This window comes from Microbacterium sp. TNHR37B (assembly GCF_001620065.1).
In the GTDB taxonomy this organism is placed as follows: Bacteria; Actinomycetota; Actinomycetes; order Actinomycetales; family Microbacteriaceae; genus Microbacterium.
Genome location: NZ_LQGV01000001.1, coordinates 709,601 through 729,200 on the forward strand (window position 1 = coordinate 709,601; position 19,600 = coordinate 729,200).

A 19,600-nucleotide genomic window follows, 5' to 3' on the forward strand; every position below is an offset into this window, starting at 1 on the left:
CTCAGGCCTCCTCGTCGAACGTCGGGGCGTGGTCGCGCGCGTACTGGATGTAGCTGTTGCTGACGCCCTGCGGCACCATGGGCCACACCATCGCGTCGGCGCTCACGACGAAGTCGAGCACCACGGGACGGTCGTTGGTCTCCAGGGCGGTGCGGATGGCCGCGTCGACGTCCTCCTCCTTCTCCACGCGCAGCGCGAGGCAGCCGTAGGCCTCGGCGAGCTTGACGAAGTCGGGAATGCGGATCGTGTCGTGGCCCGTGTTCAGGTCGGTGTTCGAGTAGCGGCCGTCATAGAAGAGCGTCTGCCACTGCCGCACCATGCCGAGCGACGAGTTGTTGATGATCGCGACCTTGATGGGGATGTTGTTGATCGCGCAGGTGGCCAGCTCCTGATTGGTCATCTGGAAGCACCCGTCGCCATCGATCGCCCACACCACACGGTCGGGCTCGGCGACCTTGGCCCCCATCGCCGCCGGGACGGAGTAGCCCATCGTGCCCGCTCCACCGGAGTTCAGCCACGCGTTCGGGCGCTCGTACTTGATGAACTGGGCCGCCCACATCTGGTGCTGGCCGACCCCCGCGGCATAGATGCCTTCGGGACCGGTAAGCTCGCCGATGCGGGAGATGACGTACTGCGGCGAGAGGAGACCGTCGGTCGGCTCGGCGTAACCGAGAGGGAACTCGTCCTTCAGTCCGTCCAGGAACGCCCACCACTCCGTGGTGTCGGGCTTCTGTCCGCCGGTGACCGCGCGGAAGGCCGCGTCGAGGTCGACCAGAACGTCGCGGAGGTCGCCCACGATCGGGACGTCGGCGGTGCGGATCTTGGAGATCTCGGCGGGATCGATGTCGACGTGCACGACCTTGGCGTGCGGCGCGAACAGCGCGGCCTTGCCGGTGACGCGATCATCGAAGCGGGCCCCGAGCGAGATCAGCAGATCCGCCTCCTGGAGCGAGAGCACAGCGGGCACCGTGCCGTGCATGCCCGGCATGCCGAGGTGCTGCGGGTGCGAGTCGGGGAAGGCGCCGCGCGCCATCAGCGTCGTCACGACAGGGGCCCCCGTGGCCTCGGCGAGGGCGAGCAGTTCAGAGGACGCCTGCGAGCGGATGACACCGCCACCCACGTACAGCACGGGCTTGCGAGCTTCCGCGAGCAGCTGCGCGGCGGCCTGGATCTGCTTGCCGTGAGCCTTGGTCACCGGCCGATAGCCCGGCAGATCGATCTTGGGCGGCCAGACGAACGGTACCTCGGCCTGCTGAGCATCCTTCGTGATGTCCACCAGAACGGGACCGGGACGTCCCGTCCCTGCGATCTCGTACGCGGCGGCGATCGCACCGGGGATCTCGGAGGCGTCCTTCACCAGGAAGGAGTGCTTCGTGATCGGCATCGTGATGCCCACGATGTCGGCCTCCTGGAAGGCATCGGTCCCCATCAGCGTCGAGAACACCTGGCCGGTGATGCACACCAGTGGCACGGAGTCCATGTACGCGTCGGCGATCGCGGTGACGAGGTTGGTCGCACCGGGGCCGCTCGTCGCGATGGCGACGCCGACCTTGTTCGATGCCGCGGCGTAGCCCTCGGCCGCGTGACCGGCACCCTGTTCGTGCCGCACGAGGATGTGGCGCAGGGCGGACGAGTCCATGAGGGGGTCGTAGACGGGAAGGATCGCCCCGCCCGGGAGACCGAAGACGTCGGTGACGCCCAGCAGTTCGAGCGAGCGGACGACCGCTTCAGCGCCCGTGAGGACGGGCGCCGCGTTTCCGCGCGCGGGTGGTCGGGGCACAGCAGCAGTGTCGGATGACATGAAAGAACCTCGAATGATCGATGACGCTGTCAGGACGGCCTATCCCGTCGTCGCGCCCTCCGCAGCGGAGCGCACGAGCTTCGAGTATTTGGCCAGGACGCCACGGGTATAGCGCGGAGGAAGGGGCTCCCAGCCTTCGCGGCGGGAGCTCAGCTCAGCCTCGTCGACGAGTAGGTCGAGAGTGCGAGCCGCGATATCGACCCGTATCAGATCACCATCGCGCACGAAGGCGATGGGACCAGCGTCCACCGCTTCGGGTGCTATGTGGCCGATGCACAGGCCGGTTGTGCCGCCTGAGAATCGTCCGTCCGTCAAGAGTAGTACATCTTTTCCGAGCCCCGCGCCCTTGATGGCCGCGGTGATCGCGAGCATCTCGCGCATGCCCGGGCCGCCCTTGGGGCCCTCGTAGCGGATGACGACGACGCTGCCCGCCTCGATCTCGCCCGCCGCGAGTGCGTCGATCGCGCCGCGCTCCCGCTCGAAGACGCGGGCCGGGCCCTCGAAGACGGCGGCGTCGAAGCCGGCGGTCTTCACGACCGCCCCTTCCGGCGCCAGCGAGCCGTGCAGGATCGTGAGGCCGCCGGTGGCATGGATCGGGTTGTCGAAGGTGTGGATGACGGTGCCGTCGATGGGGTCGGGATCGAGATCGGCCAGGTTCTCGGCGAGGGTCTTGCCGGTCACGGTGAGCGCGTCGCCGTGGAGCAGTCCCTCGTCGAGCATCGCCTTCATGATCACGGGGATGCCGCCGTGACGGTCGACGTCGTTCATGACGTACTTGCCGAACGGCTTCATGTCCGCGACGTGGGGAACCTTGTCGCCGATGCGGTTGAAGTCGTGGAGGCTGAGGTCGACGTCGGCCTCCCGGGCGATGGCGAGCAGGTGCAGCACGACGTTCGTCGAACCACCGAGGGCCATCGCGAGGGCGATCGCGTTCTCGAAGGCCTCCTTGGTGAGGATGTCGCGGGTGGTGATGCCCTGACGGAGGAGGTTCACGACGGCCTCGCCCGAGCGGTGGGCGAAGTAGTCGCGTCGGCGGTCGGCGGAGGGCGGCGCAGCCGACCCCGGAAGGCTGAGGCCGAGGGCCTCGGCGACGGACGCCATGGTGTTCGCGGTGTACATGCCGCCACACGCGCCCTCGCCCGGTGCGATCGCGCATTCGATGCGCTTCAGGTCGGCCTCGCTCATCTTCCCGGCCAGGCACGCCCCGACCGCCTCGAAGGAGTCGATGATGGTGACGTCCTTCTCGGTTCCGTCGGAGAGCTTGACCCATCCGGGCGCGATCGATCCGGCGTAGAGGAAGACGCTCGACAGATCCAGGCGTGCAGAGGCCATCAGCATGCCGGGAATCGACTTGTCGCACCCGGCGAGCAGCACGGTGCCGTCGAGGCGTTCGGCCATGACCACCGTCTCGACCGAGTCGGCGATGACCTCCCGACTGACGAGGGAGAAGTGCATGCCCTCGTGCCCCATCGAGATGCCGTCGGACACCGAGATCGTGCCGAACTGGAGCGGATAGCCGCCGCCGGCGTGGACGCCTTCCTTGGCGCCTTGAGCCAGTCGGTCCAGGCTCAGGTTGCAGGGGGTGATCTCGTTCCAGCTCGAGGCGATTCCGATCTGGGGCTTGTCCCAGTCCTCGTCGCCCATGCCGACGGCCCGGAGCATGCCCCGGGAGGTCGTCGCCTCGATGCCGTCGGTGACGACGCGGCTGCGGGGCTTGATGTCGATGGAGTTCTCGGGTGATGATGCGGGCGAAGGCATTCTCGAAGTCTATTCCCGCGCGGCGCTGCGCCGGTGCGCCACCTCACGCAGGAGCACGGCGAGTTCGTCGATCGAGGCGACGCGCAGGCGGGCGGCGGTCTCCCCGGGCCCCACCCTGATCCCGAGGTCGTCGGGGCCGAGCGAACGGATCGCGTCCTCGTCGGTGACGTCGTCGCCCGCGAACAGCACGGCCGTGGCCCCCGTCGCCTCTCGGAGACGGGCGACCGCGTCGTCCTTCCCCTCGTCGCGGAAGGCGAACTCCGTGATGGAGTGCCCCACCCGCCGGCGCCAGTGCGGAGCGCGCTCCGCCATGAGCGCGTCGATGCGCTCGTGCACCTCGGCGGCCCGCTCGGGGGCGACAAGGCGGGAGTGGACACCGAATCCGACGGCCTTCGGCTCGATCCACGCCCCATCGATGTCGGCGGCGATCTCCTCCGCCGCCGCACGCAGCTCGTCACGGAGCCCCGACTCGTCGGCGCCCGTGCGGGACGCTGCGGCCGGCGCCGACCGCAGACGCTCCGGCCACCAGAACTCGGCGCCGTGCGATCCCGCCAGCGCGATCGACGAGGCATCGTCGTGCTCGGCGATCACCCGGAGATCGGCGAGGCTCCGCCCCGACACGAAAGCCACCGTCGTCTGCGGCGTCGCCGCGAGCGCGTCGATGGCGGCCGCCGTCGTTGGCGCCATGCGCGCCTCGATCGGGACGTCCACGAGCGGGGCGAGGGTGCCGTCGAAGTCGAGCGCGACGAGGAGCTCGCGGGTGTGGATGAGTCCGTCGAGCATCACGAGCGCGCCTCGTGGACCCGGCGCAGGTCGTCGAGGAACCGACGCGACCACGCCGCCACGTCGTTGTCACGCACGCGCCGGCGGAGCGCTCGCATCCGCCGGCGCTGCTCGTCGATCGGCATCTCCACAGCGGCCATGATCGCTTCCTTGAGCCCTTCGATATCGTGCGGGTTCACCCGCACCGCCTGGGTCAGCTCGTCCGCGGCACCGGCGAACTCGCTCAGCACGAGAACGCCGCGGCCGTCCACGCGACTGGCCACGTACTCCTTGGCGACGAGGTTCATGCCGTCGCGCAAGGCCGTGACGAGCATCGCGTCAGCCGCCAGGTACAGCGCGACCATCTCCTCCCGCGGATAGGAGTGATGGAGGTAGAGCACGGGCGTGAACCCGACGGTGCCGTGGTCTCCGTTGATGCGCCCCACCGACAGCTCGATCTCGTCACGCAACTGCATGTACGCCGCCACACGTTCCCGGCTGGGACTGGCGACCTGCACGAGAGTGGCATCGCCGACGGCGAAGCGGCCGTCTTCGAACAGCTCCCCCACCGCCTTGAGCCGGTGCCGGATGCCCTTGGTGTAGTCGAGTCGGTCCACGCCGAGGAGGACGTAGCGCGGGTCGCCGAGCTCCGCCCGGATCTCCGCGGCACGCGCCTGGATGTCGGGGCGGCGAGCGAGTTCCTCATACGTCTCGGTGTCGATCGAGATCGGATAGGCCCTCGCGACAGCTTGACGGGTGCCCCCACCCTCGACCGGCACCTGGATGGAGCCCGCTTTCGTGTCGTAACCGAAGCGACGGCGCACGGCACGCGCGAAGTTACCGGCGTCGGCCACCCGCTGGAACCCGACGACGTCCGCGCCGAGGAGCCCTTCGAGCACCTGGGCACGCCAGGGAAGCTGCGAGAAGATCCCGTATGCCGGGAAGGGAATGTGGTGGAAGTATCCGATGACGAGGTCGGGCCGGGATTCCCGGAGCATCCGCGGCACGAGCTGGAGCTGGTAGTCGTGGACCCATACGGTGGCGCCGGGCGCCGCGACCGCTGCAGCCGCCTCGGCGAACCGCCGGTTCACGCGCACGTACGCATCCCACCACGCCCGGTGGTAGGTGGGCTCTGCGATCACGTCGTGGTACAACGGCCAGATCGTGTCGTTGGAGAAGCCCTCGTAGTACTGCGCGACCTCCGCCGCGGACAACGCCACCGGGACCAGATGCACGCCATCGAAGGTGAAGGGATCCACCTCCAGGTCGGCCTGTCCGGGCCACCCGACCCACGCGCCGCCGCTGCGGCGGACGACCGGCTCGAGGGCGGTGACGAGTCCTCCCGGGGAGCGTCGCCACGGTTCCTCGTCGTCACCCGACCTGTCCACGGGGAGTCGGTTGGCGACGACGACGAACTCGGCGGCGGGGGCGCTGGTCACGAAAAGCCTCTCTCCAGGTGTGTCTAGCCAGGCTAACAACGCGATGGCAACCCCCTGCCGCTCCTTGCCGCGGACGGTAGCGTGGTGGTATGCGCAAGTACGTGTTCGGCACCGGAATCATCTCTGCGATCACCAGCGGACTGACCCTGTTGCGCGCCGCCCGCGACGACACGCCGTTCAGCTGGCGCACCGCCCTCGCATGGCTCAACTGGGCGATCACGCTCGCCCTGGCGATCGGAGCGATCGTCGACACGCGTCGTGCGTCACGGGGTGGGCTCGTGGCCCCGGACTCCCCCGTCGCGGGGCGCGAGCAGAAGCTGCTCTCGCGGCGACTGCGCGACTGACCCTGGAAGTCCCGACTATCCGGGGGCGGAGAAGACCTCGACCCTCGAGGGTCTCGTCAGGACCTGGCGCACGTGCAGCGATCGGCGGTCGCGACACCGGCCAGTGCCTGATCGACGTGCTCGCCGCAACCGGCCCAGGTCGTCTTGCCGCAGCTCTGGCAGCTCACGGGGTAACACACGGATGGCACTCCTCTGTCTCGTCGGAGAAAGCCTAAGCCCGGCTGAGCGCGCCCGGGTCACGCGCGGAGGATCAGCGCCTCTCCCTGCCCGCCACCGCCGCAGAGCCCCACGGCGGCGACACCTCCACCCCGGCGCTGCAGCGCGTGCACGACGTGGACGACGAGTCGGCATCCGGACGCCCCGATCGGGTGGCCGATCGCGATACCGCCTCCATCGGGATTCACGACCGCCTCGGAGATGCCGAGAACCTCGCGCGACCGGACGACGACCGACCCGAACGCCTCATTGATCTCAATGAGATCCAGTTCCTCCGCGCGGAGGCCCTCCTTGGTGAGAGCCCGCTGGATCGCCCGCGCCGGCTGTTCATGGAGGGAGTTGTCGGGTCCGGCCACCTGACCAGAAGCGCCCACCGTGGCCAGCACCGGCCAGCCGCGGTCATCCGCATGGGCACGCGTGGTGAGGACGACCGCCGCCGCGCCATCGGAGATCTGCGAGGCGTTGCCCGCGGTGATCGATCCGTCGGACGCGAAGGCGGGCCGGAGGGCCGCGAGGCTCTCGACCGTCGTCTCGGGGCGCACTCCTTCGTCGCGATCGACGGTGACCGGTTCCCCACGTCGCCGCGGAACCGTCACCGGCACGATCTCCCCGTAGAAAAGGCCGCCCGCCTGGGCAGCGGCGGCACGCTGATGCGAGAGCGCCGCCACTCGGTCCTGCTCCTCTCGCGTCACCCCGAAACGTGCGTTGGCCCGCTCGGTGGAGGCGCCCATGCTCTCGTGGTCGTACGCGTCGGTGAGGCCGTCGTATGCGAGATGGTCCAGCATCTCGACCGACCCATAGGCCCACCCGTCGCGAGAGCCCATGAGGAGGTGGGGCGCTCGCGTCATCGACTCCATTCCTCCCGCCACCACGACCGTCGCATCGCCGACGGCGATCATCCGCGCCGCATCGATCACCGCCGTCAAGCCTGACAGACAGACCTTGTTCACCGAGGACGACGGCACCTCCCAGCCGATCCCCGCCAGGCGCGCCGCCTGCCGCGCCGCGTTCTGGCCCGTACCGGCGGGCAGGACGTGGCCCATCACGACGGCATCGACGGCGTCGACGGGTACGCCTCCCTGCGCGAGCGCTCCGGCGATGGCGGCACCACCCAGCTCGGGTGCCGTCAACCCCGCGAGCTGCCCCTTCATCCTTCCCTGCGGCGTGCGGGCGGCTGCGACGATCACGATGTCGCTGGTGACGATGTCTCCGGTCATCGGGCGGGCTCCTCTCGAGCGTCGATCAGGGGTGGCTCCGTGGCGGCGCGTACCTCGTCGATGGTCACACCCGGCGCCGTCTCGATCAGTACGAGGCCGTCGAGACGGACGTCGATCACCGCCAGGTCGGTGATGATCCGATCGACCACCCGACGACCCGTGAGCGGCAAGGAACACGTGTCGACGATCTTCGCACTGCCGTCTCGAGCAACGTGCTCCATCACGACGATGACCCGCTCGGCGCCATGGACGAGATCCATCGCCCCGCCGGGTCCCTTCACCATCTTTCCGGGGATCATCCAGTTGGCCAGGTCCCCCTCCCGCGACACCTGCATCGCACCGAGGATCGCCGCGTCGATCTTGCCCCCGCGGATCATCCCGAAGCTCGTCGCCGAGTCGAAGAAGGACGCGCCCGGCCGCACCGTGACAGTCTCCTTCCCCGCGTTGATGAGATCCGGGTCCACGTCGGCCTCCACGGGGTAGGGCCCGACGCCGAGAATGCCGTTCTCGGACTGGAGGACGACCGTCACGCCGGGCGGCACGTAGGCGGGCACGAGGGTGGGGAGTCCGATGCCGAGGTTCACGTAGGACCCGTCCGCCAGCTCTCGCGCGGCACGGGCAGCCATCTGCTCTCGGGACAGCGGCATGTCAGTGGCCCCTCTCCTCGCGGACGGTGCGCCGTTCGATGCGCTTGTCGACATCGGCACCTACCTCGACCACGCGGTGGACGTACACGCCGGGGAGATGGACCTCGTCCGGATCGATCTCCCCCGCGGGAACGAGCCGCTCGACCTGGGCGATGCAGATCCGCCCGGCCATCGCCGCGAGGGGGTTGAAGTTGCGGGCCGCGCGATGGAACACGAGATTGCCGTGGGTGTCTCCGATCGCCGCGTGCACGAGGGCGAAGTCGGTGACGATCGCCTCCTCCAAGACATACTCCGCGTGCTTCCCCCCGACGGTGAAGGATCGGACATCTTTCGGCGTGGAGGCCAGCGCCACACCCCCCGCACCGTCGTACCGTTGCGGAAGTCCGCCCTCGGCGACCTGCGTGCCGATACCGGTCTGGGTGTAGAACGCCGCGATCCCCGCCCCTCCGGCGCGGAGCTTCTCGGCCAGCGTCCCCTGGGGCGTCAGCTCGAGCTCCAGCTCGCCGGAGAGGAACTGGCGCTCGAACTCCCGGTTCTCGCCCACGTACGACGAGGTCATCTTCCGGATCCGTCCCGCCGACAGGAGGATGCCGAGACCCCAGTCGTCCACACCGCAGTTGTTGCTCACCACGTGGAGCGAGTGGGTACCCCGGGCATACACGGCACGGATCAACTCCATCGGGTTTCCCGAGAGGCCGAAACCTCCGACCGCGAGCGACGCACCGTCACCGATGTCGGCCACCGCCTCCGCGGCCGAAACCACTGTCTTGTCCACCGTGCACACCCTCGTGTCCTGCAACCGCGTCGACCCCTCTGCCCCCGCGCTACCTCCACCTTCACCCCGCCGATGGCTCGGGGCAAGGAGGTGCTTGCGATGTGGACGGACTCGCTCGTAGTGTCCACATGATGGAACACCCCACCGACTCTCCCGCCTCCCGGCGGGGCACAGCGGTGCCCGGCGCCCAAGCGATCGCTCGCGCCGCGCGCCTGCTCCGACTGGTGTCGGCCGCCGGCCCCGGGGGCCGCGCCGTCAGCGACCTCGCGCGCGAGGCAGACCTCTCCCGCTCTACGGCCCACCGCCTCCTGACGGCGCTACGCGCGGAGGGGCTCGTCGACCAAGACGAGCGGACCGCGCACTGGCTGCCCGGGCCAGAGTTGTTCCTGATGGGATCCGCCGCCGCGCCGCGCTACGACATCTCCGGCATCGCGGGCGACATCGTCCGCTCGCTGGCCGTGACGACCGAAGAGAGCGCGTTCCTGTCGGTGCGGCGCGGCGACGAGACGGTGTGCGTCCTCCGCGAGGAAGGCGCGTTCCCCATCCGCTCGTTCGTGCTCAGCGAAGGCGTGCGCTTTCCGCTCGGCGTCGCGTCGGCCGGGTTGGCGATCCTCTCGTTCGTCCCTCCGGACGAGGCAGAGGGCTACCTCGCACGGCATCCGGAACTGGGACAGACGTGGGGAGCGTCCCACGATGCGGAGCGTTTGCGCGCACGGTTGGCCGAGACCCGAGACCGCGGCTACGCCGTGAACCCCGGCCTCGTCGTCGAGGGATCATGGGGAATCGCGGCGGCGGTGTTCGATCCGCTGGGCCGGCCGGAGTGGGCACTGAGCCTCACGGGCGTCGAGTTCCGGTTCGGACCCGACCGGCTACCCGCGCTGGGACGATCCCTCCTCGCTCACGCCCACCAGCTCACGACGCGGCTGCAGTCGATGCGGAGACCGTGAACCCGGAGGTCGTGAGGACACGATCCGATGTACATACCGTAGTTATATACTGGCGGTATGAATCCAGCCGACGATCTTCTGCGCATCGTGATAGGGGCCAACGCCCTGACGAGAATCGCATCGACGGAGACCCGCAACGAGGCTCCTGCCGCGCAGTGGCGCACACTCTCGCTCCTGAGGACGCACGGGCCCCAGCGCGTGGGCGACCTCGCCTCGCTCAGCCGCGTCACGCAGCCCGGCATGACGCGGCTGGTTGGGCAGCTCGCCGAGGAGGGTCTGGTCGCACGATCCAGCGATCCGGCGGACTCCCGGGCCATCGTGGTTTCGATCACCGACACCGGCGCGCGGGCGCTCGAGGGATGGCTCGACCTCCTGCGCTCGTCGTGGGAGCCGCGCCTGGCGCAGCTCGACGATGCGGATCGCGCGGCGCTCGCACGAACGGCCGCCCTTCTTGAGCGCGTCGCCGCTCCCCAGGGGGTGGCTCGATGAGCCGCGCGGGCAGCAAGGTGTGGTCGCAGCCCCTCCCGGTGTGGGCGGTCGCGTTCGCCAGCGTCGTCGCCTTCATGGGTATCGGACTGGTCGATCCGATCCTCCCCGCGATCGCGGAATCTCTGGAGGCGACGCCTGTGGAGACCGAGTTGCTCTTCACGAGCTACCTCCTCGTCACCGGCCTCGCGATGCTCGTCACGAGCTGGATCTCCAGCCGCATCGGCGCGAAGGCGACGATGCTCGCCGGACTCGCACTCATCGGCGGCTTCGCGCTCCTGTGTGCGCTCGCGGGATCCGTCGAGGCGGTCATCGGCTTCCGCGCGGGCTGGGGGCTCGGGAACGCGCTGTTCATCTCCACGGCACTCGCCACGATCGTGGGGGCCGCCGCCGGCGGCAGCGCGGCAGCCATCGTCCTCTACGAGGCGGCTCTCGGACTCGGTATCGCGATCGGTCCACTCCTGGGCGGACTCCTCGGTGAACTCAGCTGGCGCGGCCCGTTCTTCGGTGTCGTCACCCTCATGGTCATCGCGCTGCTCGCCGTGTCGATCCTGCTGCGCTCCCCGTCCGAGCGGCCGCAGCCTCTCCCGCTTCTCGCGCCGCTGCGCGCCCTCCGGGTTCCGGCGCTCGCGATCCTCGCCCTGGCGGCCCTGTTCTACAACATCGGGTTCTTCATCCTGCTCGCCTTCTCGCCGTTCCCGCTGGGGTTCGGCGCTCTGGGAATCGGCTTCACGTTCTTCGGATGGGGCGTCGCCCTCGCGGTGACGAGCGTGTGGGGCGCGCCGCTCTTGCTGCGCCACGTGACGAGGACCACCGCGCTCCTGCTCCTCCTTCCGCTTCTCGCGGTGGACCTCGCAGCGGCCGCACTGTTCTCGGCGACGCCCGCGGGACTGGTCACCTGCATCGTCGTGGGCGGCCTGTTGCTCGGGTTCGTCAACACGATCCTCACGGAATCGGTCATGGAGGCCACCGATCTCCCGCGGTCCGTGGCGAGTTCCGCCTATTCGGCCGTGCGATTCCTCGGGGGTGCCGCCGCGCCGCCGCTGGCTGCTGCCCTCTGGCACGCGTTCGGCGCCGCCGTACCGTTCCTCGTCGGAGCCGTCTCGGTGCTGATCGCTGCCTCGGTGATCCTGCTCGGCCGCGGGCGACTCCGCCACATCGATCGGCGCGAGGCCGACGCGGCGGACGAGGCCGCAGCCATCGTCGCAGGCGACGCCGCCTGAGGGGCCGTCACGACGAGGCCACAACGTGACACAACGGCGGATCCCGGCACGAACACGCCGTCGTCGCCGCGCGGACGGGCGGCGTGTCCGTCGCCGCGTCCGCCATTGTGCCCGCACAGCGGGCTGTCCCCGGCAGAGTCACCGGGCTGTGTCGTCGCCGCCTCCAAAACGAAGAGCTCCCGGCACGTGATCTGCCGAGAGCTCTTCTGTGGTGCACCCCCTGGGACTCGAACCCAGAACCCACTGATTCAGAGTCTGACGAGGCCGCGTTCGAGGTAGAGCACCAGTTGCTGCTGATCTCCGAGGCGATGACCGACGCCGGGGTCGACCGACCGCGCTCATAGGCTGGTTGGTCGTCCGCCGGACGGCATCCCCCCCATCAGGAGTGTCATTGAAACGCGAAGTTCTCGCGCCGGCGGACTGGATCGAACCGCTCGGCGCCTACAGGGCCTGGATGACCGCGGCCCGCAAATCACCCGGCACGATCTATCAGCACGGCTACCACCTCCGCCGGTACGCAGCAGACACGAGAGTGGGACCGTGGGCCTCTACGCTCGAGCAGCTGGTCGCGTACCTCGGCGCCCTCGAGGTCGGCGACTCCGCGCTGCGACTCAAGCGGCAGGCGCTCCGAGGCTTCTACAGCTGGGCGCGCATCGTCGGGCGAATGGACGACAATCCGGCCGCGAGTATTCCGTCCATTCGAGCCGTCCCCGGCATCCCTCGGCCTGCACCGGAGCACGCGGTGCGCGTGGGTCGGCGCAACGCCGACGCGCGCGTCCGTCTGATGATCGAGCTCGCGGTGAACGCCGGGCTGCGCTGCTGCGAGGTCTGCAAGGTCCACACAGACGACGTGCTGCCCGATCTCGTCGGATGGTCGCTCCTTGTGCGAGGGAAGGGCAAGCGGCAGCGCACGGTGCCGCTCAGCGATGAACTCGCCCACGCGCTGCGCGACCGTGACGCCGGCTACGTGTTCCCCGGAAGGGTCGACGGGCACCTGTCCGCCGCGCGCGTCAGCGAGCTCGTGAGCGAGGCGCTGCCCCCCGGGGTAACCGCGCACCCACTGCGTCACCGATATGGCACGCGCGCCTACGAGTTGGGTGGCCGTGACATCCGGGCCGTGCAGGAACTGCTCGGGCACGCGTACGTGTCGACGACGCAGGTGTACACCTTCGTCAGCGACGAATCGAAGCGCCGCGCATCGCTCGCGGCGGCCTCGTGACATGATCGGCACATGGCACCCGATCAAGTCATCCTGCTCTCGATTGTCGCCTCTCTCGCGGGGTTCGGCGCGTTGTATGGCGTCATCCGGCTCGCCGTGACGCACGCGATCAGGTCATCGCTCTACTGGCAGCACGACGGCCGCTTTGATCGCGAGCTCGCGATCAGGCGTCGCTTTGCGGGTCGGGCTGACTGAGGTTGCTCGCTGCGGTTCCGAGGGCGGTCGCGGTGAGGACGGCGGCGGCGGCGGAAACCGCGACCCCGTACTCAGGTGCTGCGACCGCAATGATCGGTGCCGCTGCGGCGCCGGCGGCGCCGGCCAGGTACAGCGCGAGTCGGATGCGCGGGTGCTTCTTGAGCATGGTCATTCCTTTCGTCTTGTGTTCACGGTGTCTTCGAGCTCGTCGAGCTCACGTTGGTGACGGGTGAGAGTGTCCTCGAGGCGGCCCATGCGCTCGTCGCCGGCGACGAGTCGCCTGTTGATGAGGTCGAACCATCCCCTCGTCTCCGCGTGACGGCGGTCGAGCTCTTCGCGGAGGTTGGTGGAGTGGTCGTTCTCGACCTGGTGCTGGACGCGCTTTATCCGCCCGTTGATTCGGACGCCCTGGACGGTCACCACGGCGACGAGCACTGTCGCCGTCGCCGTGATGATCGTCTGTAGTAGCGCTTCGCTCACTTGATCCCGAGGAAACGCTTGGAGGCGGCGGCGAGGCGGTGGCCGCGCATGCGCTGCCACTCCAGGAACGACATGCGCCGGCCGGTCTTCCGGTCGAGGATCCAGGCGTGGACGTGCGGGCCGGTTGACTTGCCGGTGTTGCCGGAGATGGCAATGCGGGTGCGCCAGAGGCGGAGCGCGTTGCGCTTGTAGAGGTCGTTGCGGGAGAGGTGCTGGACGTTGAGCGTGAAGCGCGACCCGACGAGGCGGATACCCTTCCCTCCGTCCTCGTTCGCGAACGGCTCGATGCGGCCCGTGAACGGGGCGTACAGCGCCGTCCCACTCGGCACCGCGTAGTCGGTCGCGGGGCCGCCGCCGCGGCGCTTGTGGGCGGCGGTGTCGCCGCTGATCGGGTACTCCCAGAACTGTCTGGCCATGGTCAGGCTCCCTTGGTTTCGAGGTTGGTGAGGCGGGTCTCGTGGTCTTGGATGACGGAGAGGAGGGCGAGGCTGATGCGGTCGTAGCGGACGCCTTCGGGCTGGCCGTCGGTGCCGTAGTCGACGAGCCATTCGAGGCCGAGCTCGTCGAGCTGCTCGGCGATGAGGCCGTGCTCGATCGCTCCCGTGCGGTCGGTGTCGACGGCGACCTTGTACTGGAACTCGACGAGCTGCATCGCGAGGACGGCTTGCCGGTCGGGGGTCCAGTCGCGGATGTTCTTCTTATAGCGCCGCGACGAGGAGACCCATCCAAGGGTGCCGTCGCTCTTGACGTAGACGTTGCGGTAGCTGCCGCTGATCGTGCGGCTGTAGACGGCGGACGACAGGTAGCCGTCTTGCGCGGCCCCGGCGATGGCAAGGATCGAGTCGTCGTTGTTGTCGACGTAGGCCTTGGTGGCGACGTGGGAGCCGGACGTGGGCGAGTCGCAGGAGAGCTTGATCCCGACGAAGTTGCCGTAGCGGAGGCGCTGCTCCAGGTCGCTGTTGAGGTCGGCGTAGACGATCGCGTTGGCTGTCGAGATGCGGCTCCACGGCAGGGTGGGGATGCGCGCGAGGTTGAACACTCCGCTCGTGATGGAGGCGGCGTCCTGATCGTGGTGGTTGATGAGGGCATCGACGTACCACTTGTTGGCCGCGTCGTAGTCGTCGGACGGCGGCCCGAACCGTGCTCGGCCGAACGCGTCGCGCTTGACGTGCCGGTTCGCGAGGCGGTCGCTGGTGGCCTGGTAGGGGCCGGCGAGGTAGTCGCGGGTCTGATTGATGAGCGTGTCGATGGTGTTGGCCTGGGTGGTAGCGCCGTCGACCACGGCCATGCCGGCCGCTGCTGCTGCGTCTCCGATTGCCATGCTGGTCTCCTTAGGCGAGGGGGTATACGGCGTTGAAGCCGACCTGCGCCCCGGTGGGAAAGGTTGAGGTGCCGGGGGCGACGGTGCCGAGCCAGAGTTCGTTGCTCGCGTTGATGTAGCCGGACATGATTGCCCCGGTGAACCCGTCGTGGACGAGCGAGACGTTGATGCCCGACGCGCGCTGCCAGCCCGCCCCGAGGCCGCCCATGAGTTGGTTGACAATGTTGCCGTCGCCGCTCGGGACGGTGATCGCCGCCCCGGTGCGGGTGGCGAGGAAGCCGATGAAGGCGAGACCGCCGCGCTTCCGGCCCTGGATGTTGCTGAGGTTCCATCCGGGGGCGGACGCGATGAATCCGGTGGCGCCGGCACCGAGGGTGGTGAGGGTTTCGAGGGTCGTGAGGCGTGCTCGGTCGGCGCCGATCGCGTCGCTGACGGAGTCCTGCCCGATGTTCAGGAGGTCGCTGAACGTGTCGCGCTGGTCGTCCTCGCCGAACATCCAGACGCCGTTGGTGTCGAGGAATCCTGCTGCCATGGGGTCACACTCCGATCGTGAGGGCGTCAATCACGCCGGTCAGGTTGTCGATGTAGAGGCCGTCGGGCCACAAGTCGATCGCGTTGGCGACGGCGTCGGCGCTGCCACGGGTGCGGATCGTGGCCTCGTCCTCGGGGAGACGCCACGTGACCGACTCGATGTAGCCGACCTGGGGCGTGGAGAACGGCAGGGCGGTGGTGACGCCCATGCCGGGACGGAGGGAGTAGTCCGACACCCGGGAGAGTTCGAGCACGCGGCCACGGGCGCGGAGACGGTTGAGCCAGTAGCGGGCCGCGCCCTTGCCGGGGTAGGGCACGCTGCGCTCGATCGTGACGACCTTGATCGGGTCGCCCGTGTCCGACGCCGTCTCGTAGCGGACGCGCTGCTCCCCGGTCAGGACGGTCCACTGATAGCGGACCACGACCGCATCCGCCCACAGGTCACTGTCGAGCGCGACGACGTCACGAGCCGACGTGAGGTTGTCCATCACGACGGTCTCAGGGCGGACTGCGGATCGCTCGGTGAGGGTCCAGCGGCGGCGGTGATCACACCGGACCACGAGCCCGCTTGCCTCGGCCACGTTCGCCATGTAGTCCCACGCGCTCGTCCCCGGCTCCCACACGATCGCGTCGCCCTCCGCGATCGTCGCGTCAATGCCGGGCTGGAGCGCGGCGCCGATCTTGCCGAGGGCGTAGTTGACCGTGTCGCGGACGCTCAGGGAGCCGGACGTCTCGGTGCCGGTGGACACCAGCGAGTAGCCCTGCGCGAGGACCTCGTCCGTCGCGGCGGCGAATGTGATCGTCTGCGCTTCGTGATCGATCTCCCGGTCGGTGACGGCGAGGTTGGCGCGGATGACGCTGCCGGGCCGTGCGTCGACGCCGTTCCACGGGACAAAGTACGTGGCGGTGAGCTTCGCTGGGGTGAGAGCGGGACCGAAGGCAGCGGTGATCGCGGAGACGTCGCCGCCGTAGTCGGTGGTCACCTCGGAGGCGATGACGGGGTCACCGGTCGATTCCCGAAGCTCGATGAGGAGGCGGAGGCCGCGGTTCACGCGCGGGTCGGTGAGCGCGAGCTTGGTCTCGTCCTCGATCATCGCGGCCTCCACGACGGCGTCGCCATACGGCGCCTGCGACTCGTCAAGGTTCAGTTCCGTCCTGATGTCGCCGAGGTCGACGATGCGGCCCGTAGCGGTGACGACACGGGCCAGCGTCGTGTGCGCAGAGTGCCGGGTCACGACGACACCTCCCGAAACGGCACGGTGATGCGCCACACGTTTGTAGCAGCTGGCTCCTGCGTGGCCGTGAGCTCGCGGTCGCGAGGCACGACGTACCGCATGGACAGATCGAGCGGCTCGCTGGCGACGACGATCTCCAGCCACGTAGCGGCCCTGTGAAGGTCGAGGATGGAGGCGACTGCCTCTTGCCCCGTGACCATGAGCTCGAGGTCGCCAGATCGGCTTCCGGTCGGGCTGTGAGTCACGTCAGGGTCACCGCGACCGATGAGCTCGTGAATCCTCGCCCCGCCGGCGTAGCCGATGGTGACCGGCATGACTGTGGCCGCGGTCGCGGTCGCGCCGGTGTTCGAGGTAATGAGGATGCTCATACGACCGCCCGCTTCCGGTCGCGGGTGTTGACGCTGATGGTCGCGACCCGACTGTTGATCCGACGGACGATCCGGTCGACCTCGGCTTTCGTCTTGTCCTCGACGCCGACGTTGACACGCACGTCCTTGTCCCTGATCCCGTAGATCTTCTTCTCGATCGCGTCAGTGTTCTGCGTGGCCTGCCCGGTCTCGGCGTCGATGTAGATCGTCGTTCCGTCCGGGAGGCTGACGACGCGATCGCCGAACTCGTCGACCTTGCTCGTGGCGCCCTCGGTCTTATCGGCGATGTTGCGCAGCGCCTGGGAGAGGATGCCGGCGCGGGTCGAGCCTTGATCCATCTCGTCGGTGAGCTCTCGATAGCGCGAGCTCGCGTCTGCCAGCTGATCGAGCGCTTTGGACTGCTCGTCGTACGTGAGCTCACCGGCCTCTCGAGCTCGCGTGAACGCCTCACGCTGCTCGTCGAGAGAGTCATTCACTGCCTTGATGCTCTCGGGCTGGCCAGCCTGCGCGAGCACCGCTGTCTCGATACTCACCCCCCACAGTTCGGCTGCCTCGGTGGCCTTCTTGTACTTCTCGGTGTCGGTGATGATGTCGTTGGCGCCGGCGATGATCTGGCCAGCCGTGAGCACCCGCCCGCCGGCTTCGATGAACCGGTCGGCCCACTCAGTGATCCGCTCTTGGGATGCCGCGTTGGCGGCGTCGATCTGTTCGAAAGCGCCGATGATGAGGCCGAGGCCCGCTGCGCCCGCAGCGGTCGCCGCGAGGCCGGCGATGCCGCCGAGGGCGCCCGATCCCGCGAGGCCGCCGAGGGTGTCCTGGGCGATCTGTGGGAGGTCTTGCAGGTCACCACGGAATGAACTGAAGGTCTCGCCGAGGTTGCCGCGGAGCTCGTCGGATACCTCGGCCCCTTTCTCGCCGAGTCGACCGAAGCCGTTTGAGCCGGCATCGCCGACTTTGTCGACGGCGTCCGTCGTGTCCTTCGCCGCACGTTCAGCGCCGCGCGCCTGGTCCACGAGCTCGCGGAAGGATCGGTCAAGGCGTCCGAGAGAGTCTTCCCCCTGCCGGGCGCCGGCGTCGACACCGTCTCCGAGGTCACGGGCCGCGCGCTCGGTCTTGCCCGCCTCGTCTGCGACCTCGCTTAGCTCGCGCTGGAGGTCGCGCCCGCTGGCGCCTCCGTCGCGAGCGACGTCGTCGAGTGCGTCGGCGACATCGTCGAGCGCGTTGCCGATGTCGCGCGTGCCGCGCAGCAGGTCGCGGGTGTTGGAGACGAAGTCGATCTTGATCGGCATCAGGCCACGACCTCGACGGTGTCGATCGCCTTGAACTCGTCAACGACGCCTTTCACCCACAGGGCGACGATCCGGGTCCCGACCTCGCTCGCCGCGTCGAACGCGATCATTCCGTGCGGCCGGCGGGACCGGAACTGCCTGTTGATCGTGAGGGGCCGCGTGTAGGTGCGGCCACGTCGCGATCGCTGGCGCACGCGGACGACCTGGGTACGTGCGCCGAACTCGACGCCGGCCCACTCGTCGGCCGGCACGAGCCCTCCTGCGAGGGGTCGGCGCGAGGTTGCTGCCATGACGGATACTCCACGGTCGGATGCGGTGGCCCTGGCGCCGGCGGCGATCACTCGCTGTTCCATGCGCGTGCGCGCGCGGCGAGCGAGCTCCTGCTGCCAGATCGGGCGGAGGCGGGTGCGGGAAGATCGGTTGATCGAGAGACGGATGCCGCGGTCGGCTTGCCTGAGTGCGAGCACGGTTGCTTGGAGCTCCCGCGATTGGCGCACGTCGAGCACGGCCCTTATCCCTCCGGTTCGTCAGCGAGGTAGGTGACGGCCTCGCTGCACGGCAGCGTGAGCGTCACCTCGGGGATGCCGCCCGAGCGGTTGGTGACGAGTTGGGGCTTGAGCGTCTTGAGATCGACCGAGAGCGCGAACGTGCCGTCGTAGTGCGGGTACCAGATCAGCGTGAGCGGGGTGCCTGCGGGGCTGTCGTGGAACAGGCGCCAGAGCGAGTCGGCGTTCTCGGTGTCCTGCGCCATGGTGAGCGCGATGGTCGGGTCGCCTGGGGTCACCTCGCTGAGCGTGTTGTTGTCACCGCCCTTCCAACTGCTGCCGGTGTAGTTCGGGTTGTAGTCGATCGCGGACGTGTGCCCCTGGAACTCGTTCTCACCGATCTGCGCCTTCCAGCGCTTGGTGCTGCGGGCCGTGTTGGCGGGCGTGGTCATGCTGACTCCTCGAGGGTGAGTGCGCCGGAGGCGCGGATCGTGAACTGATAGGCGGGCTTCTGGTTGTCGTAGGCGTCGCGGGTCGCCGCGCCGTCCCAGACGTGAGTGGGCAGGGGCTCGAGGATGCGGATCATCGTCGCTGCGGCATCTTCGAGGAGGTCTTCGACGTCGGGGGTGTCGTCACCGCGGGAGCCGTCGACCACGACCCAGAGCATGAGCTCGACGGCGATCGGCATCCCGTTCCCGTCAGGCGACGTGTTGCCGGCGGTCATGGATCGCTGCTCGATCACGACTGCGACGGTCGTCTGCGGGTCGTCGAATGGCAGCAGGTTTACCGGGTGGGCGTGAATCTCCCACGTGTCGGGGGCATCCGGAGCGATGAGCTCCGCGAGGTCAGAACGTGCGCTCAT

Annotated in this window: 23 protein-coding genes; 5 read left to right on the forward strand and 18 right to left on the reverse strand. The window is 68.8% G+C overall.

The genetic code is table 11. From position 1 onward, the window contains the following. Nucleotide 1 precedes the first annotated feature (1 nt). The 4 genes from AVP41_RS03445 to AVP41_RS03460 are packed head-to-tail and all read right to left on the reverse strand — an operon-like array spanning nucleotide 2 to nucleotide 5,760. Entirely contained in the window at nucleotides 2-1,801 is a 1,800-nt protein-coding gene (locus tag AVP41_RS03445) for an acetolactate synthase large subunit (RefSeq protein ID WP_067160774.1), read from the reverse strand. Nucleotides 1,802-1,840: 39 nt separating this feature from the next. Then, nucleotides 1,841-3,559, reverse strand: a complete 1,719-nt coding sequence (ilvD, locus tag AVP41_RS03450) for a dihydroxy-acid dehydratase (protein ID WP_067160777.1) — start codon at nucleotides 3,557-3,559, stop codon at nucleotides 1,841-1,843. Nucleotides 3,560-3,568: 9 nt separating this feature from the next. Further along, nucleotides 3,569-4,342: a trehalose-phosphatase gene (otsB, locus tag AVP41_RS03455; protein ID WP_067160780.1), complete on the reverse strand. Its 774-nt coding sequence runs from the start codon at nucleotides 4,340-4,342 to the stop codon at nucleotides 3,569-3,571. After that, nucleotides 4,342-5,760 carry an alpha,alpha-trehalose-phosphate synthase (UDP-forming) gene (locus AVP41_RS03460; RefSeq protein ID WP_067160783.1) on the reverse strand — a complete coding sequence of 473 codons (1,419 nt, stop codon included), beginning with the start codon at nucleotides 5,758-5,760 and terminating at the stop codon, nucleotides 4,342-4,344. The genes otsB and AVP41_RS03460 overlap by 1 nt, the downstream gene beginning before the upstream one ends. A gap of 89 nt (nucleotides 5,761-5,849) precedes the next feature. On the opposite strand from AVP41_RS03460, the gene AVP41_RS03465 reads away from it, so the two are divergent. After that, nucleotides 5,850-6,104 carry a hypothetical protein gene (locus tag AVP41_RS03465; RefSeq protein WP_067160786.1) on the forward strand — a complete coding sequence of 85 codons (255 nt, stop codon included), beginning with the start codon at nucleotides 5,850-5,852 and terminating at the stop codon, nucleotides 6,102-6,104. A 236-nt stretch (nucleotides 6,105-6,340) separates the two neighbouring features. On the opposite strand, the gene AVP41_RS03470 is transcribed toward AVP41_RS03465, so the two are convergent. From AVP41_RS03470 to AVP41_RS03480, 3 genes are read right to left on the reverse strand one after another with little or no spacing between them, the layout of a single operon-like run. Further along, complete coding sequence (locus tag AVP41_RS03470) at nucleotides 6,341-7,537, reverse strand: acetyl-CoA C-acyltransferase (RefSeq protein ID WP_067160788.1); 1,197 nt, start codon at nucleotides 7,535-7,537, stop codon at nucleotides 6,341-6,343. Then, complete coding sequence (locus tag AVP41_RS03475) at nucleotides 7,534-8,184, reverse strand: CoA transferase subunit B (RefSeq protein WP_067160791.1); 651 nt, start codon at nucleotides 8,182-8,184, stop codon at nucleotides 7,534-7,536. The genes AVP41_RS03470 and AVP41_RS03475 overlap by 4 nt, the downstream gene beginning before the upstream one ends. A gap of 1 nt (nucleotide 8,185) precedes the next feature. Next, nucleotides 8,186-8,959, reverse strand: a complete 774-nt coding sequence (locus tag AVP41_RS03480) for a CoA transferase subunit A (protein ID WP_067160794.1) — start codon at nucleotides 8,957-8,959, stop codon at nucleotides 8,186-8,188. Nucleotides 8,960-9,090: 131 nt separating this feature from the next. Between AVP41_RS03480 and AVP41_RS03485 the strand changes: the two genes are divergently transcribed. From AVP41_RS03485 to AVP41_RS03500, 4 genes are all read left to right on the forward strand, one after another. Beyond that, on the forward strand, nucleotides 9,091-9,906 hold the full coding sequence (locus AVP41_RS03485) for an IclR family transcriptional regulator (protein WP_067162741.1): 816 nt from the start codon (nucleotides 9,091-9,093) through the stop codon (nucleotides 9,904-9,906). Nucleotides 9,907-9,963: 57 nt separating this feature from the next. Beyond that, the gene (locus AVP41_RS03490; RefSeq protein ID WP_067160797.1) at nucleotides 9,964-10,395 is read left to right on the forward strand and encodes a MarR family winged helix-turn-helix transcriptional regulator; all 432 of its coding nucleotides are present in this window, start codon (nucleotides 9,964-9,966) and stop codon (nucleotides 10,393-10,395) included. Next, the gene (locus AVP41_RS03495; protein ID WP_067160800.1) at nucleotides 10,392-11,615 is read left to right on the forward strand and encodes an MFS transporter; all 1,224 of its coding nucleotides are present in this window, start codon (nucleotides 10,392-10,394) and stop codon (nucleotides 11,613-11,615) included. Before AVP41_RS03490 ends, AVP41_RS03495 begins: the two co-directional genes overlap by 4 nt. Nucleotides 11,616-12,069: 454 nt before the next feature. After that, entirely contained in the window at nucleotides 12,070-12,834 is a 765-nt protein-coding gene (locus tag AVP41_RS03500) for a tyrosine-type recombinase/integrase (RefSeq protein WP_082829089.1), read from the forward strand. A gap of 163 nt (nucleotides 12,835-12,997) precedes the next feature. On the opposite strand, the gene AVP41_RS03510 is transcribed toward AVP41_RS03500, so the two are convergent. From AVP41_RS03510 to AVP41_RS03560, 11 genes are read right to left on the reverse strand one after another with little or no spacing between them, the layout of a single operon-like run. Next, on the reverse strand, nucleotides 12,998-13,201 hold the full coding sequence (locus tag AVP41_RS03510; RefSeq protein ID WP_157532372.1) for a hypothetical protein: 204 nt from the start codon (nucleotides 13,199-13,201) through the stop codon (nucleotides 12,998-13,000). Continuing rightward, on the reverse strand, nucleotides 13,198-13,509 hold the full coding sequence (locus tag AVP41_RS03515) for a DUF2746 domain-containing protein (protein WP_067160809.1): 312 nt from the start codon (nucleotides 13,507-13,509) through the stop codon (nucleotides 13,198-13,200). Before AVP41_RS03515 ends, AVP41_RS03510 begins: the two co-directional genes overlap by 4 nt. Next, nucleotides 13,506-13,925, reverse strand: coding sequence for a M23 family metallopeptidase (locus AVP41_RS03520; protein ID WP_067160812.1), 420 nt, complete (start codon nucleotides 13,923-13,925; stop codon nucleotides 13,506-13,508). Before AVP41_RS03520 ends, AVP41_RS03515 begins: the two co-directional genes overlap by 4 nt. Before the next feature lie 2 nt (nucleotides 13,926-13,927). Continuing rightward, a complete protein-coding gene (locus tag AVP41_RS03525) occupies nucleotides 13,928-14,830 on the reverse strand; it encodes a tail fiber domain-containing protein (RefSeq protein WP_067160815.1) in 903 nt (300 codons plus the stop codon). Between the two features lie 10 nt (nucleotides 14,831-14,840). Continuing rightward, nucleotides 14,841-15,362 (reverse strand): hypothetical protein, encoded by a 522-nt coding sequence (locus tag AVP41_RS03530; protein ID WP_067160818.1) that lies wholly within the window; start codon nucleotides 15,360-15,362, stop codon nucleotides 14,841-14,843. 4 nt (nucleotides 15,363-15,366) lie between these two features. Then, complete coding sequence (locus AVP41_RS03535; RefSeq protein ID WP_067160822.1) at nucleotides 15,367-16,596, reverse strand: hypothetical protein; 1,230 nt, start codon at nucleotides 16,594-16,596, stop codon at nucleotides 15,367-15,369. Further along, on the reverse strand, nucleotides 16,593-16,964 hold the full coding sequence (locus AVP41_RS03540) for a hypothetical protein (protein ID WP_067160825.1): 372 nt from the start codon (nucleotides 16,962-16,964) through the stop codon (nucleotides 16,593-16,595). The genes AVP41_RS03535 and AVP41_RS03540 overlap by 4 nt, the downstream gene beginning before the upstream one ends. After that, nucleotides 16,961-18,253: a hypothetical protein gene (locus tag AVP41_RS03545; RefSeq protein ID WP_067160827.1), complete on the reverse strand. Its 1,293-nt coding sequence runs from the start codon at nucleotides 18,251-18,253 to the stop codon at nucleotides 16,961-16,963. The genes AVP41_RS03540 and AVP41_RS03545 overlap by 4 nt, the downstream gene beginning before the upstream one ends. Further along, nucleotides 18,253-18,759, reverse strand: coding sequence for a hypothetical protein (locus tag AVP41_RS03550; protein ID WP_067160830.1), 507 nt, complete (start codon nucleotides 18,757-18,759; stop codon nucleotides 18,253-18,255). The genes AVP41_RS03545 and AVP41_RS03550 overlap by 1 nt, the downstream gene beginning before the upstream one ends. Nucleotides 18,760-18,764: 5 nt before the next feature. Then, nucleotides 18,765-19,190: a hypothetical protein gene (locus tag AVP41_RS03555; protein WP_067160833.1), complete on the reverse strand. Its 426-nt coding sequence runs from the start codon at nucleotides 19,188-19,190 to the stop codon at nucleotides 18,765-18,767. Continuing rightward, complete coding sequence (locus AVP41_RS03560; RefSeq protein WP_067160836.1) at nucleotides 19,187-19,600, reverse strand: hypothetical protein; 414 nt, start codon at nucleotides 19,598-19,600, stop codon at nucleotides 19,187-19,189. The genes AVP41_RS03555 and AVP41_RS03560 overlap by 4 nt, the downstream gene beginning before the upstream one ends.

Coding starts and splice junctions, on each gene's coding strand:
- AVP41_RS03545 (WP_067160827.1), bottom strand. CDS start 18,253: ATGCCGATCAAGATCGACTTCGTCTCCAACACCCGCGACCTGCTGCGC.
- AVP41_RS03470 (WP_067160788.1), bottom strand. CDS start 7,537: ATGACCGGAGACATCGTCACCAGCGACATCGTGATCGTCGCAGCCGCC.
- AVP41_RS03485 (WP_067162741.1), top strand. CDS start 9,091: ATGGAACACCCCACCGACTCTCCCGCCTCCCGGCGGGGCACAGCGGTG.
- otsB (WP_067160780.1), bottom strand. CDS start 4,342: ATGCTCGACGGACTCATCCACACCCGCGAGCTCCTCGTCGCGCTCGAC.
- AVP41_RS03445 (WP_067160774.1), bottom strand. CDS start 1,801: ATGTCATCCGACACTGCTGCTGTGCCCCGACCACCCGCGCGCGGAAAC.
- AVP41_RS03510 (WP_157532372.1), bottom strand. CDS start 13,201: ATGACCATGCTCAAGAAGCACCCGCGCATCCGACTCGCGCTGTACCTG.
- AVP41_RS03560 (WP_067160836.1), bottom strand. CDS start 19,600: ATGAGCGCACGTTCTGACCTCGCGGAGCTCATCGCTCCGGATGCCCCC.
- AVP41_RS03540 (WP_067160825.1), bottom strand. CDS start 16,964: ATGAGCATCCTCATTACCTCGAACACCGGCGCGACCGCGACCGCGGCC.
- AVP41_RS03500 (WP_082829089.1), top strand. CDS start 12,070: ATGACCGCGGCCCGCAAATCACCCGGCACGATCTATCAGCACGGCTAC.
- AVP41_RS03490 (WP_067160797.1), top strand. CDS start 9,964: ATGAATCCAGCCGACGATCTTCTGCGCATCGTGATAGGGGCCAACGCC.
- AVP41_RS03555 (WP_067160833.1), bottom strand. CDS start 19,190: ATGACCACGCCCGCCAACACGGCCCGCAGCACCAAGCGCTGGAAGGCG.
- AVP41_RS03520 (WP_067160812.1), bottom strand. CDS start 13,925: ATGGCCAGACAGTTCTGGGAGTACCCGATCAGCGGCGACACCGCCGCC.
- AVP41_RS03525 (WP_067160815.1), bottom strand. CDS start 14,830: ATGGCAATCGGAGACGCAGCAGCAGCGGCCGGCATGGCCGTGGTCGAC.
- AVP41_RS03465 (WP_067160786.1), top strand. CDS start 5,850: ATGCGCAAGTACGTGTTCGGCACCGGAATCATCTCTGCGATCACCAGC.
- ilvD (WP_067160777.1), bottom strand. CDS start 3,559: ATGCCTTCGCCCGCATCATCACCCGAGAACTCCATCGACATCAAGCCC.
- AVP41_RS03495 (WP_067160800.1), top strand. CDS start 10,392: ATGAGCCGCGCGGGCAGCAAGGTGTGGTCGCAGCCCCTCCCGGTGTGG.
- AVP41_RS03475 (WP_067160791.1), bottom strand. CDS start 8,184: ATGCCGCTGTCCCGAGAGCAGATGGCTGCCCGTGCCGCGCGAGAGCTG.
- AVP41_RS03530 (WP_067160818.1), bottom strand. CDS start 15,362: ATGGCAGCAGGATTCCTCGACACCAACGGCGTCTGGATGTTCGGCGAG.